Below are 15,149 nucleotides of genomic sequence, written 5' to 3' on the forward strand. Positions count from 1 at the left end.
GATCGACGTCGTACCGGGGGCGGCAAGATCGGCAGCGCACTTGCGGCAACCCCCGGACCGACTCAGCCGAGCGGACTCTCGTTACACGCCTTGGCCGGTGGCCGATTCACCGTCAGCGGCAACGACACCCGGCCACGACTGCGCACCGGGCGTGAATGGTCCACGGCCGAACGCGGGATGGTGCGCCCCGGTGCCGTGAGCGCGGCTTCGCCGTAGCCCTGCACGCACTCCGGGTCGGGGCCGTTGGCGGGCAGCCCGGTGAAGAACTTCGCCGCCATGCAGCCACCACGGCAGGAGTCGTAGTGCGAGCACTTGGTGCAGGCGCCGCCGTCGACGGGTTCGCGCAGTTCGGCGAACAGCTGCGAGTGCGTCCACACCGCGTCGAATCCACCGTCGGCGATGATGTTTCCGGCCTTGAAGCGGTCGTGGATGGCGAACGGGCAGGCATAGACGTCGCCGACCGGGTCCACCAGGCAGACCACCCGGCCCGCGCCGCACATGTTCAGCCCGGGCAGCGCCGACCCGAACGCGGACAGGTGGAAGAACGAGTCGCCGGTGAGCACGCCCTCGCCGTTGCGCACCAGCCAGTCGTAGAGCTCACGCTGCTGTTCGGGCAGCGGGTGCAGTTCGTCCCACACATCGGCGCCGCGACCGGAGGGGCGCAGCCGGGTCAGGCGCAGGGTGGCGCCGTAACGGTCGGCGATGGCCTTGAATTCGTCGAGCTGGGAGATGTTGTGCCGGGTGGCGACGACCGAGAGTTTGGCATCCTCGAACCCCGCGGCGGCCAGATTCGACAGGGCCTTGATCGCGGTGTCGTAGGAGCCGGGCCCGCGCACGGCGTCGTTGACCTCGGCGTCGGCACCGTCGAGGGAGATCTGCACGTCGACGTAGTCGCTGGCCGCCAGCCGCGCGGCGACTTCCTCGTTGATGCGAACGCCGTTGGTGGAGAACTTGACCCCCACATTGTGCGCGGTGGCGTAGTCGACGAGCTCCCAGAAGTCCGGGCGCACGGTCGGTTCCCCACCGCCGATGTTGACGTAGAAGATCTGCATGCGCTCGAACTCGTCGATCAGCGCCTTGCACTGTTCGGTGCTCAGCTCGTCCGGATCACGGCGACCCGAGGACGACAGGCAGTGCACACACGACAGGTTGCACGCGTAGGTGAGTTCCCAGGTCAGGCAGATCGGCGCGGCCAGACCGGATTCGAAGCGGTCGATGAGCCGCCCGCCCTCCGGTGCGTCCGTGGCGGCAGGCGCGCTCGGCGCGGTGACCGCGGTGACCGGGCCCGGCGCGGGCACGATCATGTCGGTGTCGGCCAGCTGCGCGAGCGCGGCGAGGTGGGCGTCGGAGGCGCCCATACCGTTGGCTCGCAGCGCCTCGCGCACCGAAGGATGCGCGGGCAGCGACTGCACCACATCGACCAGGTCGCGGCTCTTGAGGAACGAGAGCTTGCGGTTGCCGAAGTGATACAGCAGTGCGCCGAAGGATTCCGGGCGCAGCGAGACACGCGGGTGCAGCGCCCATCGGGCATCGAGATCGAGCACGCCTGCCTCCATTCTCAGTACACGCCGCACATGCCGTCGATGCTGACCTCTTCGATCAGCGTCTCGGTGACCAGGTCGGCCTCGGATTCGGCGGTGCCGGGCTGCACGTTGTCTTCCATGACTACCTCCAGTGTGTTGCGGGTCATCCCGGACCTTAACGTCAGTCACTGCCATAAAGGACGGATTCGGAAAATCTCGATGCTCGCCCGCCGCCCTCTAGACTTCCGGGAGCAGGATGGGAATGGGCCGACGGCCCGGCGGCAGTAGAGGTGAGGCAGAGGCTTGCGTAACCACGGTGGGGCTGGTAGCGGCGCTAATACAACGCTGTCGGAGTCCGAGATCGTCGAAGCGGCGCTGCGCGTAGTGCGCGAGGACGGGGTCGAGAAACTCTCGATGCGCAGACTCTCGCGCGAGCTCGGGGTCTCCCCGATGGCCCCGTACTACTACGTCGCCGACAAACGCGAGCTGCTCGACCTGGTCGCCAGCGCCGCGCTGCTCGGCGTGCGCAAACCGCCGCGCGAGTCCGGCCCCTGGCAGCAGCGCCTGCGCGACCTGATCGATCAGATAGACGATAAACTGCGCAGGCATCCCGGCCTGGGCGACATCTTGCTCGAGCAGATGCTCGGCAAGCAGCTCGACCTGATCGAAGCGGTGATGGAGATCCTGTTCGACGCGGGCTTCAACGACCGCAACGTGCTGGCCGCGTACGCGACCATCCACACCTACCTGTTCGGCCGTAGCAGGGTGAATCCGCGCGATCGTTCCGCTCCGGCGGACGTACTGCTGCCCGAAGCGGTGGCGCGGGCCACCAAGTACATGTCCGACCTGCGCGGCAAGTACTCCTACGACTTCGGGATGGAGGTACTGGTCGCCGGACTCGAGGCGCAGCTTGCCCTGCAGGCGCGTTCCGACCTAGCATGAAACTGAAACACGTTCTAGTTTTGCCCGAGAGGACGACATGACCACAGTCGAGGTACCGCACGGTTCGCGATCGGTGGTGCTGCGCGTCGCCGCGGTGATCGCCGAAACCCCCGACACCCACTCCGTGGTCTTCGAGGTGCCCGCCGACCTGCGCGAGCGCTTCGCCTACCAGCCGGGCCAATTCCTCACCCTGCGCATCCCCAGTGAACGCACCGGCTCGGTCGCGCGCTGCTACTCGCTGGCCAGCTCGCCGTTCACCGACGACCAGCCCAAGGTGACGGTCAAGCGCACCGAGGGCGGCTACGGCTCGAACTGGCTGTGCGACAACATCTCGGCGGGCGACGAAATCGAGGTGCTGCCACCTTCGGGCGTGTTCACCCCCAAGAACCTCGACGAGAACCTGCTGCTGTTCGGGGCGGGCAGCGGCATCACCCCGGTCATGTCGATCCTGAAGTCGGCACTGTCGCAGGGCAGCGGCAAGGTGGTGCTGATCTACGCCAACCGCGACGCCGGTTCGGTGATCTTCGCCGGCGAACTGCGCGAACTGGTCGCGAAGTTCCCGCAGCGGCTCACCGTGATCCACTGGCTCGAACCGCTGCTCGGCCTGCCGACCGCCGACATGCTGGCCGGCCTGGTGGCCCCCTACACCGCCTACGAAGCGTTCATGTGCGGACCCAAACCGTTCATGGACCTCGTACACGACACCCTGGCCTCGCTCGAGGTGCCGCGCGCACGCACCCACGCCGAGGTGTTCAACTCCCTCGCCGGTGACCCGTTCGCCGACCACACGCCCGCCGAGGTGTCCGAGCAGGACGCGGCCGACGCCGCGACGGTCGAGGTGGAACTCGACGGGCAGGTGCACGAGTTGTCCTGGCCGCGCAAACAGACCCTGGTCGACATCATGCTCGACAAGGGCCTCGACGTGCCCTACTCCTGCCAGGAGGGCGAGTGCGGGTCCTGTGCCTGCACCGTGCTCGAAGGCGAGGTGGAGATGGGCAATTCGGAAATCCTCGATCCCGAGGACATCGCCAGCGGCTACATCCTGGGCTGCCAGGCGCGACCGGTGACCGATCGGCTCAAGATCCAGTTCTGACCATCGCCCGGTAGGCGGCGCGCTCGTCGGGCTCGAGCTGTTCGACGGCGTAACTCAAGGCGGTACGGCCCATTTCGGGCGCGTGCGAGTCAAGGAAACCGGTGAGGGCGGCCCGATCCACTTTCTTGCCGACCTCGCGCAGCATCCAGCCGAGCGCTTTCTGGATGAGGTCGCGCCGGTCGTGCAGCAGGATCTCGGCCAGCTCGAGTGTCGTGCTCGCGTCGCCCTTCCTGATGAAGGCGAACGTGGACAGCAGGGCCACCCGCCGCTGCCACAGCGAGTCCTGCCGAGCCAGCTGGAACAGCAGCGCGCGGTCCCGGTCGAACAGCCAGGCGCCCAGCACATATTCGGCGGACGAGTCGACCAGGTCCCAGTTGTTCACCCAGCCCCCACGCACCGCCGCCAGATAGAACTCGGCCAGTCGCGCACGGGCTCGCTCGTCGCGGGTGCGGGGTTTCGAGGCGGTGGCGAAGTGGGCGTTGAGGATGATCAGGGCGGCCAGCCGCTCCTCGTGGACGGGGCTGTGGAGAAGGTCGTCGACCTGATCGAGCGGTAACGCCGCGAACCGTTCGGCCACCTTCCGGGTGGCGGGTACCCGGACGCCGAGGAACACATCGCCCTCGCCGTACTCGCCGGGGCCGGTCTTGAAGAAGCGTTGCAGCTGCCGGGCGTCGGCGGGGTCGGCCACCTCGGCGAGCGCGGCGCGCACCTGGTCGGCGGTGGGAACCTCGGACAACGCGCCTCCTGAAGTCGACTGGGTCACCTCGCATTCAACACCGGGGGTCCGACAAGTGCGCTCACCCGAAGTCGTCAGCCCATGCGGCGACGGCCCGATTCAGCGACGTCGGCATCGGCTCCGGCGCAAGGCACCGAGGATGCAGCCCACTTCAACAACCCCGGGCTGGCAAGCGCACCCGTTCCTGGCCTCAGCCCCCGGGGACGGCCCACTTCAGCGGCCATGGGCCGGCTGGAGCGAACTCGACCCACATGTCAGGCGCCGAGCAGACGACCCGATTCGAAAGCCGCTGCGCCGACGGGCAATTCGCCCGTCCGGCCGCTGATGCGAACCGTCACGGCGCCGGTGCCCGTACCCGGGCGGCCCAGCTCGTCCATCTTGCGGATCGTCTGCGCGGCCACGGCCTGCGCGCTGTCGAACAGCCGAACCCCCTCGGGCAGCGCGGCGACGATGGTGTCGATGACGAGCGGGTAATGCGTGCAGCCGAGGACCACACCCTCCACATCGGCGGGTGTGCGGGCGGCGGCGTCGGCGATGGAGTCACCGATGGCGGGCAGATCACCCCGGTCGATCGCGTCGGCCAGGCCGTGGCAGGCGACACCGATCACCTTGGCATCACCGCCGAAGCGGGCGATCAGATCGGCCTGATAGCGGCTGGCCGTCGTCGCCGCCGTCGCCCACACCGCCACCGACCGGCACTGCGCCGCAGCCGGCTTGATCGCGGGCACCGTACCGATCACCGGTACCGCGGGCCCCACCACCAACCGCACCTGCGCCAGCGCCGTCACACTGGCGGTGTTGCACGGCAGCACGATCACCTCGGCCCCGAGTTCGATCGCCTGACGCGTGGCCGCCAACACCCGCTCGACCACCCATTCCTCGGGCTTGGGCCCCCACGGCGCGCCTTCGGGGTCGAGCAACAACAACAGATCCACATCGGGTCGCAACTTACGCAGCCACGCGGCCGTCGGTAGCAGCCCGAGGCCGGAATCGATAAGCGCGACGATCACGGCTCCACCGTATTACAGGCCCCACAACGACCTGGCCGCGCCCGACCTAGACCAGTTCGATCTCGTCGAACTCGACCGTCAGCCGGTGCCTGCGTTCCCGCAGGACGCCACCTTCGCGGTGGACGGTTCCTTCAGCGAACTCCAGCCCCACCCGGCCACGGCGGTGGTCGACCTCTCGGACGACACCGCAGACACCACTGAACGGACCGGCCGGGAAATAGACGACATCACCCGGCGCGTAATCGGTAAACCCCACGGCGCCAAGGTAATACGTTCTGCGGCGCTGTGCTTGCTCAACCCGCGGCGGCGAGCAGGTCCGCGACGGGGGTGGGGGTGGTGAGTTTGGCGCGCAGCTTCATCACCTGGGGGGTCATGCCCGCGCCGAGGACGGCGGTGAGGATGCCGTCGCGGGAGTAGTAGGCGAGGAATTTGCGGCCGTCGTCGGTGACCACGGTGATGTCGTCGGTGGGGGCGGGCGTGCCCAGGGCCTGGATCTTCACGTCGTACTGGTCACTCCAGAAGTACGGTACGCGGGCCATCGTGGGTGCCGCGCCACCGAGCAGGGCGGTGACCAGCAGTTTCGCCTGCTCACCCGCACTGGTCCAGTGCTCCACGCGCTTGCGGACGCCGGTGTCGTACTGCCAGGCGGCCACGTCGCCCACCGCCCAGACATCCGCGGCGCTGGTCCGCCCGGCATCGTCGGCGAGCACACCCCCACCGGCGGCCCGGTCGGCCAGTTCGATGCCCGAACCGGCCAGCCAATCGGTGACCGGCACCGAACCCACCCCGATCACCACCAGGTCGGCGCTGACATCGGTGCCGTCGGTGAGCAGCGCACCACGCACCTGACCCGAGTCGTCGGCACGCAAGGTGTCCACACCGACGCCACAGCGCAGGTCGACACCCTCGTCCCGGTGCATGCGCGCAACCAGTTCGCCGATCTGGGCGCCGAGCACCGAGGCCAGCGGGGTCGGTTGCGGTTCCACCAGGGTGACCTCGACGCCGGCGGCCCGGAAGCTGGCGGCCAGTTCACAACCGATGAAACCGGCACCGATGATCAGCGCACGGTCGGCGCCGTCGAGTTCGGTGCGCAGGGTTTCGGCGTCCTCATGCGCGCGCAGCACGTGCACGCCAGTCATCTCGGGCAGCCCGGGCAGGCGGCGGGGGCGCAGACCGGTGGCGATTATCAGCTGGTCGTAGGCGATGGTGTCGCCGTCGGCGAGCGTCACCGTGTGCGCGCCGGTATCGACCCCGGTCACCGCGGTACCCAAACGCAGTTCGATGTTCTTGTCGGTGAAGAACTCCGGTGGGCGCAGGGTGGTGTCGTCGGTCTCACCGCGCACGAACTGCTTGGACAGCGGCGGGCGGTCGTAGGGCGGTCGGCTCTCGTCGCCGAGCAACAGGACCTGGCCCTCGTACCCGGCGCGGCGCAGTTCTTCGGCGGTGCGCAGGCCGGCCAGTCCTGCTCCGACGATCACGATGGGCGCGCTCATAATGTGTCCTTCTGCTGTGTCGCGGGCCGCCACTACAGCCCTGGACTGTTTGTACCAGTGCGTGGGGCCCACGTCACAACCCACGTCCGCTGTGATCGAGCTCGCCGGGTTCGCGGAACGAGCTCACGCGAGCACCGGCGTGGGCTCGGTGACGACCACCGGGCGACGCAGCACCCGGATGGCCACCGTGCCGAGCACCGCGTGCAGAACGGCTGCGGTGGCGGCGACCACGTGCAGGGCGTCGACGAAGGCGGTGCGGGCGTCGACGAGCGCGGCGGCGGTCACCGCCGGCAGGTGCAGGGTTTCACCCAGGGTCGGCGCCAGGTCCGGGCCGTTGAGCCGGAACATGACCGCGGCCAGCGAACCGAACAGGGCGATTCCCAGGGCGTTGCCGAGTTCGTTGCCGGTTTCGGCGAGGGCGGCGGCCGAACCCGCGCGTTCCGGCGGCACCGCGGCGACCGCGATATCGGCCACCACACTGAACGAGATGCCGTAGCCGACGCCCGCCACGGCCGTCGCGGCGAGATACCAGCCGACACCGGCCCCGGTGCCGGTCGGCAACAGCAGCAACAGGCCGGCGGCGATGCTGAAGTGTGCGCTGATCAACGCCGCCGAACGGCCGATGCGGGCGACCACGGCCGGGGTGAGGACGGCGGCGACGGTGAGCACCAGGGCACCGGGCACCGCGAGCAGGGCGGCATCCGAGATCGACAGGCCGAGCACCGATTGCAGGTAGGTCGCGGCCAGGTAGGCCGTCGCCGACCAGGCGGCCAGCGGCAGGAACGCGGTGATGATGGCGATGGTGAAGACCCGGTTGCCGAACAGGGTGAAGTCGATCAGCGGATTCTCGACCCGGCCCTGCCGACGAGCGAACCAGCCGAGCGACACCGCACCGACCAGTCCGACGAGCACGGTCGATCCCGAAATACCTTCTGCGGCAACATGCTTCACCGAGTACATGGCGAGCAGCAGTCCCGCGGCCGAGGTGAGCACACTGGCCACGTCGATGCGACCGCGGCCACGCTCACGCACCTCACCGAGCAGGATCGGCGCGAACACCAGGAAAGCCAGCACCACCGGCACGTTGATCAGCAGCACCGAACCCCACCAGAACCGGCTCAGCAATTGGCCCGCCACGACCGGGCCGATCGCGAAGCCCGCGGCGAACGTAGCGGCGAAGATGCCGATCGCCTGCGCCCGGCGACGCGGCTCGGTGAACAGGGTGCCGAGCACGGCAAGGGCCGACGGCAGCAGCGTCGCCCCGGCAACGCCCATCAGGACCCGGAAGCCGATCAGCAGTTCAGGACTCGTGGCCAGCGCCGCACCCACCGACCCGAGGCCGAACATGCTCGCGCCGATCAGCAGCAGGCGTTTCCGGCCGTAGCGGTCGCCGATGGTGCCGAACGCGATGAGCAATGAGCCCACCGCGAAGCCGTAACTGTCCAGGATCCACAGGGATTGGTCCGCCGTTGGGGCCAGCGCCGAGGTGATGGCCGGCATCGCCATGAACAGCACCGAGCCGTCCATCGCGACGAGCAGCACCGGCCCGAGGACGACCAGCAGCCCGAACCAGGCCCGCAGCTCGGAAGATTTCGTAGTGACTGTGTTCATGTCACCCACCCTGTGACGGTCGCTCGCACCCGACCAGCCCCCTGCCGTGGGTACACCTCACAGGGATACCCGGACCGCCACCGCGGTCCCTACCATCGAGGACATGGAACTGGAGAGCCTCGGCACCTTCCTCAAATCCCGCCGCGACCGGATCACTCCCGAGCGGATCGGTTTGCGCACCTACGGCGCCACCCGCCGGGTGCCCGGCTTGCGCCGCGAGGAACTCGCCCAGCTCGCCGGGGCTACCATCGAATTAGTGGCCCCTTCGCCAAGGGAGCAGCATGAGGCCGAACAACCGGGACACTGCCGATAGCACGACCCTCGACATCTACGCGCGCGTATCCCGCTTAGGCGACGAGCGCCAACGCTCGACCACCGGGCAGGTCGAAGACTGCGAGGCCCGCGTTGCCGACCACGGCGGCCAGGTCGGACAGGTCCACATCGATTCCGGCCGCTCGGCATGGAACCCGCGCGTACGCCGCCGCGAGTGGGAACGGTTGATGGAACGTCTCGAGGCCGGGACGACCGGTGGCGTGGTCGTGTTCGACATGGCGCGGTTCTCCCGCCGTCCGATCGAGGGCGAACGGTTGATCTTGGCAGCCGAACGCGGACTCACCGTGCTCGACAGCGAAGGCGAATACGATTTGACGACCGCGAACGGGCGCAAGTCTTTTCGTGACCAGCTCACCGCCGCCGCCTACGAATCGGACCGGTTGTCCAGCCGTGTGAAGCGCGGCAAGCGGTTGAAAGCCTCTCGCGGAGAGTCCAACCACTCCCACCGCCCGTTCGGGTTCGAGATCGACGGGATCACCCCACACCCGACCGAAGGCCCGGTGCTGCGGGAAATGGCTACGCGGCTGTTGGCCGGGGAGAAGTACCGCCCGATCGCAGTGGATCTGAACAATCGTGGAATCACTACCTCGTTCGGCGCGAAATGGTCACCCGAGAAAGTCAAACGGGTCATGTCGAACCCGCGCAACGCCGGTTACGTCGTGCATGACGGGGAGATCGTCGCGAAGATGCTGGGAACGCCGATGATCAGCGAAGCCGAGTGGGACCAACTGACCGCGCGGTTCAACTCACACGGGCGGGGGCGGCCCACCAGCGAGGTCTATGTGTGCTCGGCGACGGTCGCTTGTGGCAGATGCGGTCATGGGTTGACCGGTCGCCCGCAATACGACCGCACTCCGTATGACGATGGGTCGACCCGGCGGCGGTACTGGTGCCAAAAGCGTCTCACCGGTAGCGGATGCAACAAGGTATCGGTGGACATGCGCCAACTCGATACCGCCATCGGCGCGCTGGTGGTATCAATCCTGTCCGATCCCGCCCACAGCGACGCCGTTGCCAAGGCTGCGACAGCCGCCCAGGAAGCACGCCGACCGGTGGCCGAGAAACTGGCCGAGTGTGAGGAACTGGCCGAGGAACTGTCGAACCGGTTGGGACGCGGAGATATCACCTTGGCGCGCTACGACAAAGCGACCGAGCCGTTGGATCGGCGTATCGCCGGGCTGCGTCAGAAGTTGGCGGAACTGGAAGCCGCACCAGAGTTCGACGGACCAGCCGACACCCGCGCACACGCGGAGTCCGTACAGGAATGGACCCAACGGTGGGAAGACGCGGACACCACCGAAAAGCGGGTGATGATCAAACGCGCATTGCGAGGCCGCCGTGTTCGGGTCATGCCCGCCACCAAGCGCGGCCCGAAGTTCGACCGGAGTCGCATCGTGATCGATCCGATCGCGGCCTGAACTCAGGCCCCGCGCCGATCGGCCACGCCGCCGCCGCCGCTGTCGTTGTCGGCAGCGGCGGCGCGCCGTTGGTGTAGCGTGCGCCACGACCGCACCGAGTCAGGCACACTGCGCCCCCGGCTTCTGACTGTCGCCATCGTCGGTGGCGGTGTCGGCGCGGCGGCGATCGATGCGGGCCACGACCGCAGCAACGGCCGCGATCCCTTCGGCATCCAGTGGCGGCCACTGCCGGGTGATCGGCTGCCAGTAGGCAATCCAGTCTTCGAACGCAGTGCGCGGTGATGGCTGGTCGGAGACGCTTGCCTGCGGTGGCTGCGCGTCGTGGCGTAGCTGTGCGTCGAACTCGGCGGTGCGGGGTCGATCTTTTCTGTTGTGGGACATCGCGTTCCTTTTCGGTTGTCGAGGTGTCCCTGATCTCGCGGCTCTTCCGCTTCCCAGTGTGCCATTGGTCGAAAGTCGGCCAAGTATGCAAATTTCGGTACCGCGATCTGCGTCCGGGCGGTGCCGTCGCGCGCCGGATTCATCGCCTCAGCCCCAACCCGACCCCATCCCATCCCATCGGTACCCAACACATCCCACTCACACCCATACCCCCGCAAAACATCTCACCCCACCCCATCAATGCCCCACCCCCACAACTAAACTCACCCTCATCCCCAAATACCCCCTACCCCTATATTCCGCCTACTTCACAATCAGACATCTTTCATCTCAGGATAACTATTTGATAACGTCCTGCGGAAACGCTTTTGCGGCAAGGATTCACAGACTAGGCCGCCTTTAATCCGCCCGTTTTAGGTGTCTCATGGAGGCATGGTCGCGACCATGCACAAGGTCGCCGCAGGCAACGGCTACGAGTACTACCTGCGCAACACCGCCGCCAACGACACCACAGCGCGCGGGCGAGCATCCCTGTCCGACTACTACAACGAACACGGCGAAGCCCCCGGAACCTGGCACGGCAGCGGACTTTCCGACCTCGAGATCACCCCCGGCGACGAAGTCACCGAAGAACAGATGAAGTTTCTGTTCGGTGCCGGAATGCACCCGAACGCCGATCAGGTCCGCGAACGCGTGAAAGCGCACCATCTCGCGGCCGGGGTGCGTCCCGCCTATGCCGCCCGATTAGCCGAGAAAGCAACCAAACTCGGCAACAAGTTCGCCGTCTACTCCACGACTTCGGGGTTCCCCGCCGCCACCGCGCAGGCATACCGCGACTACAACACCAGCCAGGACGAGTGCGTCACCGCCCACATTCCCGACCAGATCCGCGCGCAGATCCGCACCGACGTCGCCACCGAAATGTTCACCACCGAGTACGGACGCGGCCCGTTGGACCCGCGCGAACTGTCGGGATGGGTCGCGAAAAACTCGCGCCCGGACCGCACAGCGGTCGCCGGATTCGACTTCACGTTCAGCCCCGTCAAGAGTGTGTCGGGACTGTGGGCAGTCGCGACACCCGAGCTGGCGCACAAGATCGAGACCGCCCACCGTGCCGCGATCACCGACGCACTGTCGTGGTTGGAGAACAACGCGCTGTTCACCCGGTTAGGTCGCAACGGAATTCGCCACGTCGACGTGCAAGGCGTGGTCGCCGCGACATTCGATCACCGTGATTCGCGCGCCGGTGACCCGGACCTGCATACCCATGTTCTGGTCGCTAATCGGGTGCGGACCGAGGACGGTAAGTGGCGCACCGTCAACGGCACCGTGGTTCATGAAGCGGTGGTCACTGTGTCAGAAATCTATGACACCCGCCTCGAACACCACCTAGAAACCGCGCTGGACATGCAGTTCGAAACCCGCACCGACCGCACCCCCGACCAAGTCAGAGTCCGCGAAATCGCCGGCTTCCCACTGCCGTTGATCCACCATTGGTCGCGACGTACCGCCGTGATCGCTGACCGCCTTGGCACCCTGACCGCCGCGTTTGCGACCACGTTCGGGCGCGAACCCACCCCCAGCGAAGTCCACGACCTCGGCCAACGGGCGACCCTGGAAACCCGCCCACGCAAACACGCGCCCACCTCACGCGCCGAACAACGAGCGAGCTGGCGCGCCGATGCCGCCGCAGTGCTCGGCGGGATCGATGTGGTGGACAACATCGAAGCCCGTGTCGTAGGTGTCCCACGCGTGCCGCGTCCGGCACCAGATCGCGTGTTCATCACCCACCTCGCCGACCAAGCCTTAGCGGCAGTGTCGGACAAACGCGCGACCTGGCGTGAATTCAACCTCCGGGCCGAAGTCGAACGACAAATCCGCGGGAACATCGCCCCCGCAGAATGGGCCCAGGTCACCGAAAAAGTCCTCACACAAGCGTTGTCGCCGTCATCATCGGTCGCGCGCGGTGACCCCGACGTGACCGAGCAACCCGACTTGCGGGCGGTCCCGGCGTGGTTGCGTCGCCGCGACGGCACCCCGATCCACACCCGCGCGAACTCCCAGATCTACACCACCGAATCCACCTTGGCCGCCGAAGCCGAACTGATCGCGCTGTCTGTCGAGCCCGGCGGAGTCATCCTGAACCCCGGATTGGTGTTCAACGCGGTCAACGACTACAACACCGCCCACCCCGACCAACCCTTGAATCCCGGTCAGATTCGGGTCATCGAATCGTTCGCCAGCGCCGGAATGCGTGTCCACACCGCCAACGCCCCCGCCGGAACCGGCAAAACCACCGCCATGCAAGTCCTCGCCACCGCATGGGAATCCGGCGGCGGAACCGTGCTCGGAATGGCACCCACGGCCGCCGCCGCGTCCGTTCTGGGCGAGTCGATCGGCACCCGCGCCGAAACGGTGGACAAGCTGTTGCACGTCATCGACTCCCACCGCCCCGACAACGCCAGTGAGAACCTGCCGTTTCTGCCGCAATGGGTCCTCGATATCGACGCGACAACGTTGGTGATCGTCGATGAACACGTCACGTTGCCGACCACCAAACGCCTGCAACTGCTGCGGTATCTGACCGGGCGTGGGGCGAGCGTGCGGTGTATCGGTGACGATCGGCAGCTCTCGGCGATCGATGCCGGTGGCGTCCATGCCGACATGACCCATGCCGCACCCGAGCAAGCACCGACCTTGACCGAGGTTGTGCGGTTCGCCCAGCGCGGCGAAGCGTTGGCGTCGACCGGGCTGCGTGAGGGTGATCCGCTGGCGTTGGCGTGGTATCTGGACAACGGCCGCATCCACGCCGGACACCTAGGCACCGTCTACGCAGATGCCTACCGGGCGTGGGCCGCCGACATCGCCCACGGGTGGGATGCGGTGATGTTGGCCCCGACTCACGACATCGTGAGCGCGTTGAACGTGCGCGCACGTGCGGACCGGATCGCGCGCACCGCTCCCGCGATCACGGCTGCCGGTGTACCCGATCCGCATGTGTTCCTCGCTGACAGGTTGGTGGCCTCAGCCGGTGACATCGTGCGCACCCGCCGTAACGACCCACGCTTGCGGGTCGGTGCCCGTGATTGGGTGCGCAACGGTTACTCCTGGACCATCCGAGAAGTGCATTCCGACGGCGCGGTCACCGTCGTACGCCGCGTGCACGGTCGCGATACCGACGCCGTGGTGCGGTTGCCGGGCGACTACGTGCACGAACACCTGCACTTGGGCTATGCCGCGACCATCGATTCTGCGCAAGGTATCACCGCGGATTCCTGCCACGTCGCGATGTCCGGGCGTGAGTCGCGCCAACAGTTCTATGTGGCGATGGCGCGCGGACGCCAGGCCAACCACGTCTATATCGCTACCGCGCTCGACGGCGACGAGGGCGACATCTACACCCTGCCCGCCCACTACCCGCGTACCGCTGTCGAACATTTGCACCACGTGTTGGACCGCGACGGCGCACGCACCTCGGCCCACACCGAACTCCGTGACGCGCTCGACCCCGCCCGCCGGATCGGGCGCGCGGTCGACATCTATCTCGACACGCTCGGCATGACCGCCGAAAACGCTATCGGCACAACACGACTCGACACCATCGACCGCATCGCCGAACAACTCGTACCAGGGTTGACCGACAGCCCCGCCTACTCGGTCCTGCGTCAACACCTGGCGATGCTTGCCCTGTCCGGGGCCGACCCGGTCACCGAACTCCGCACCGCGATCGCCGCGCGTGAACTCGACACTGTGACCGATCCCGCCGCCGTGCTGGACTGGCGACTGGACCCCACCGGCAACCATTCCGCCGGACCCGGACCGTTGGCGTGGACACCAGGACTACCCACCGAGACCTCCACCGCCGACGCAGAGACCGCCCCAGTGCAGGCGCGCGAACGGATCGTGGCCGAACTCGCCCGACAGGTCAGCGATACCGCCCGCGCCTGGACCACCGCTACCGCCCCGAAATGGGCGAGACCCTTGCTAGGTACCGATCCCGAACTCGTTGCCGACCTTGCCATTTGGCGTGCGGGATTACACGTCCCGGAGTCCGACCCCGGTCCGACCGGCCCCGCCCGATACATCGCGATCGAGCGCGCTCACCAACAACAGTTGCACCGACGCATCCTCGAAGTCGACGGCAACACCCGCCTACCGCAGCACCGATGGGCCGCCACCGTCGACCGCATCGACCCCCGCATCAGCACCGACCCCACCTGGCCCATCATCGCCACCAACATCGACGCCGCCGCCCGCGCCGGCCTCGACATAGAACGCCAGCTCACCAATGCTGCCGGCGCCCGCCCACTACCCGACGAAATGCCCGCCGCAGCACTCTGGGCACGCCTGGAAATCACCGACACCGACATCACCGAGCCTGAGCCCGACCGCGACGGCATCGCCGCCCACTCCGCACCCGGCCCGACCGAACAAGCCCACGAACCGGACCCACAAGCGCAAACCATCACCAACGCCGTAGACGCCGCGCTCGGCGACACACATACCGAATACGCCGAGGATGACAGCAGCGTCGATGAGTTCGACCCCTACGACGGCCTGGGACGCGACGCCGGACATGAAATCGACTAGTAGCCCGTCGTCAGATCTC

At 67.3% G+C, this 15,149-nt stretch carries 13 protein-coding genes; 5 read left to right on the top strand and 8 right to left on the bottom strand.

What is annotated here, in order from left to right:
- Window positions 1-62: 62 nt before the first annotated feature.
- A complete protein-coding gene (gene mftC, locus ACFO5K_RS16585) occupies window positions 63-1,556 on the bottom strand; it encodes a mycofactocin radical SAM maturase (protein WP_378563906.1) in 1,494 nt (497 codons plus the stop codon).
- Between the two features lie 2 nt (window positions 1,557-1,558).
- Complete coding sequence (mftA, locus tag ACFO5K_RS16590; RefSeq protein ID WP_378563908.1) at window positions 1,559-1,663, bottom strand: mycofactocin precursor MftA; 105 nt, start codon at window positions 1,661-1,663, stop codon at window positions 1,559-1,561.
- Between the two features lie 163 nt (window positions 1,664-1,826).
- On the opposite strand from mftA, the gene mftR2 reads away from it, so the two are divergent.
- Entirely contained in the window at window positions 1,827-2,465 is a 639-nt protein-coding gene (gene mftR2, locus ACFO5K_RS16595) for a mycofactocin system transcriptional regulator MftR2 (RefSeq protein WP_378562888.1), read from the top strand.
- Between the two features lie 37 nt (window positions 2,466-2,502).
- Window positions 2,503-3,558, top strand: a complete 1,056-nt coding sequence (locus ACFO5K_RS16600; protein WP_378562890.1) for a 2Fe-2S iron-sulfur cluster-binding protein — start codon at window positions 2,503-2,505, stop codon at window positions 3,556-3,558.
- Here the strand turns inward: ACFO5K_RS16600 and ACFO5K_RS16605 are convergent.
- From ACFO5K_RS16605 to ACFO5K_RS16625, 5 genes are all read right to left on the bottom strand, one after another.
- Window positions 3,542-4,294 carry a DNA alkylation repair protein gene (locus ACFO5K_RS16605; RefSeq protein ID WP_378562893.1) on the bottom strand — a complete coding sequence of 251 codons (753 nt, stop codon included), beginning with the start codon at window positions 4,292-4,294 and terminating at the stop codon, window positions 3,542-3,544. The two genes, ACFO5K_RS16600 and ACFO5K_RS16605, sit on opposite strands and share 17 nt — an antisense overlap.
- A gap of 254 nt (window positions 4,295-4,548) precedes the next feature.
- Entirely contained in the window at window positions 4,549-5,304 is a 756-nt protein-coding gene (locus ACFO5K_RS16610; protein WP_378562895.1) for a glutamate racemase, read from the bottom strand.
- Window positions 5,305-5,350: 46 nt separating this feature from the next.
- A complete protein-coding gene (locus ACFO5K_RS16615) occupies window positions 5,351-5,560 on the bottom strand; it encodes a hypothetical protein (RefSeq protein WP_378562897.1) in 210 nt (69 codons plus the stop codon).
- 37 nt (window positions 5,561-5,597) lie between these two features.
- Window positions 5,598-6,797, bottom strand: a complete 1,200-nt coding sequence (locus ACFO5K_RS16620) for an NAD(P)/FAD-dependent oxidoreductase (protein ID WP_378562900.1) — start codon at window positions 6,795-6,797, stop codon at window positions 5,598-5,600.
- A 123-nt stretch (window positions 6,798-6,920) separates the two neighbouring features.
- Entirely contained in the window at window positions 6,921-8,408 is a 1,488-nt protein-coding gene (locus ACFO5K_RS16625; protein ID WP_378562902.1) for an MFS transporter, read from the bottom strand.
- A 103-nt stretch (window positions 8,409-8,511) separates the two neighbouring features.
- Here ACFO5K_RS16625 and ACFO5K_RS16630 point away from each other — a divergent pair, with 103 nt between their 5' ends.
- Together ACFO5K_RS16630 and ACFO5K_RS16635 are read left to right on the top strand one after the other, a co-directional pair.
- Window positions 8,512-8,721 (top strand): hypothetical protein, encoded by a 210-nt coding sequence (locus tag ACFO5K_RS16630; RefSeq protein ID WP_378562905.1) that lies wholly within the window; start codon window positions 8,512-8,514, stop codon window positions 8,719-8,721.
- Complete coding sequence (locus ACFO5K_RS16635) at window positions 8,690-10,159, top strand: recombinase family protein (RefSeq protein WP_378562907.1); 1,470 nt, start codon at window positions 8,690-8,692, stop codon at window positions 10,157-10,159. The genes ACFO5K_RS16630 and ACFO5K_RS16635 overlap by 32 nt, the downstream gene beginning before the upstream one ends.
- 99 nt (window positions 10,160-10,258) lie before the next feature.
- On the opposite strand, the gene ACFO5K_RS16640 is transcribed toward ACFO5K_RS16635, so the two are convergent.
- Window positions 10,259-10,540, bottom strand: a complete 282-nt coding sequence (locus tag ACFO5K_RS16640; protein WP_378562910.1) for a hypothetical protein — start codon at window positions 10,538-10,540, stop codon at window positions 10,259-10,261.
- Window positions 10,541-10,972: 432 nt separating this feature from the next.
- On the opposite strand from ACFO5K_RS16640, the gene mobF reads away from it, so the two are divergent.
- On the top strand, window positions 10,973-15,130 hold the full coding sequence (gene mobF, locus ACFO5K_RS16645; RefSeq protein ID WP_378562912.1) for a MobF family relaxase: 4,158 nt from the start codon (window positions 10,973-10,975) through the stop codon (window positions 15,128-15,130).
- Window positions 15,131-15,149: the final 19 nt, after the last annotated feature.

Source organism: Nocardia halotolerans (assembly GCF_042650145.1).
Classification (GTDB): domain Bacteria; phylum Actinomycetota; class Actinomycetes; order Mycobacteriales; family Mycobacteriaceae; genus Nocardia; species Nocardia halotolerans.

Excerpts from the sequence above, each read along its gene's own strand:
- ACFO5K_RS16630 (WP_378562905.1), top strand. The coding sequence starts at position 8,512 with ATGGAACTGGAGAGCCTCGGCACCTTCCTCAAATCCCGCCGCGACCGG.
- ACFO5K_RS16600 (WP_378562890.1), top strand. The coding sequence starts at position 2,503 with ATGACCACAGTCGAGGTACCGCACGGTTCGCGATCGGTGGTGCTGCGC.
- mobF (WP_378562912.1), top strand. The coding sequence starts at position 10,973 with ATGGTCGCGACCATGCACAAGGTCGCCGCAGGCAACGGCTACGAGTAC.
- mftA (WP_378563908.1), bottom strand. The coding sequence starts at position 1,663 with ATGGAAGACAACGTGCAGCCCGGCACCGCCGAATCCGAGGCCGACCTG.
- ACFO5K_RS16620 (WP_378562900.1), bottom strand. The coding sequence starts at position 6,797 with ATGAGCGCGCCCATCGTGATCGTCGGAGCAGGACTGGCCGGCCTGCGC.
- ACFO5K_RS16625 (WP_378562902.1), bottom strand. The coding sequence starts at position 8,408 with ATGAACACAGTCACTACGAAATCTTCCGAGCTGCGGGCCTGGTTCGGG.
- mftC (WP_378563906.1), bottom strand. The coding sequence starts at position 1,556 with ATGGAGGCAGGCGTGCTCGATCTCGATGCCCGATGGGCGCTGCACCCG.
- ACFO5K_RS16640 (WP_378562910.1), bottom strand. The coding sequence starts at position 10,540 with ATGTCCCACAACAGAAAAGATCGACCCCGCACCGCCGAGTTCGACGCA.
- ACFO5K_RS16635 (WP_378562907.1), top strand. The coding sequence starts at position 8,690 with ATGAGGCCGAACAACCGGGACACTGCCGATAGCACGACCCTCGACATC.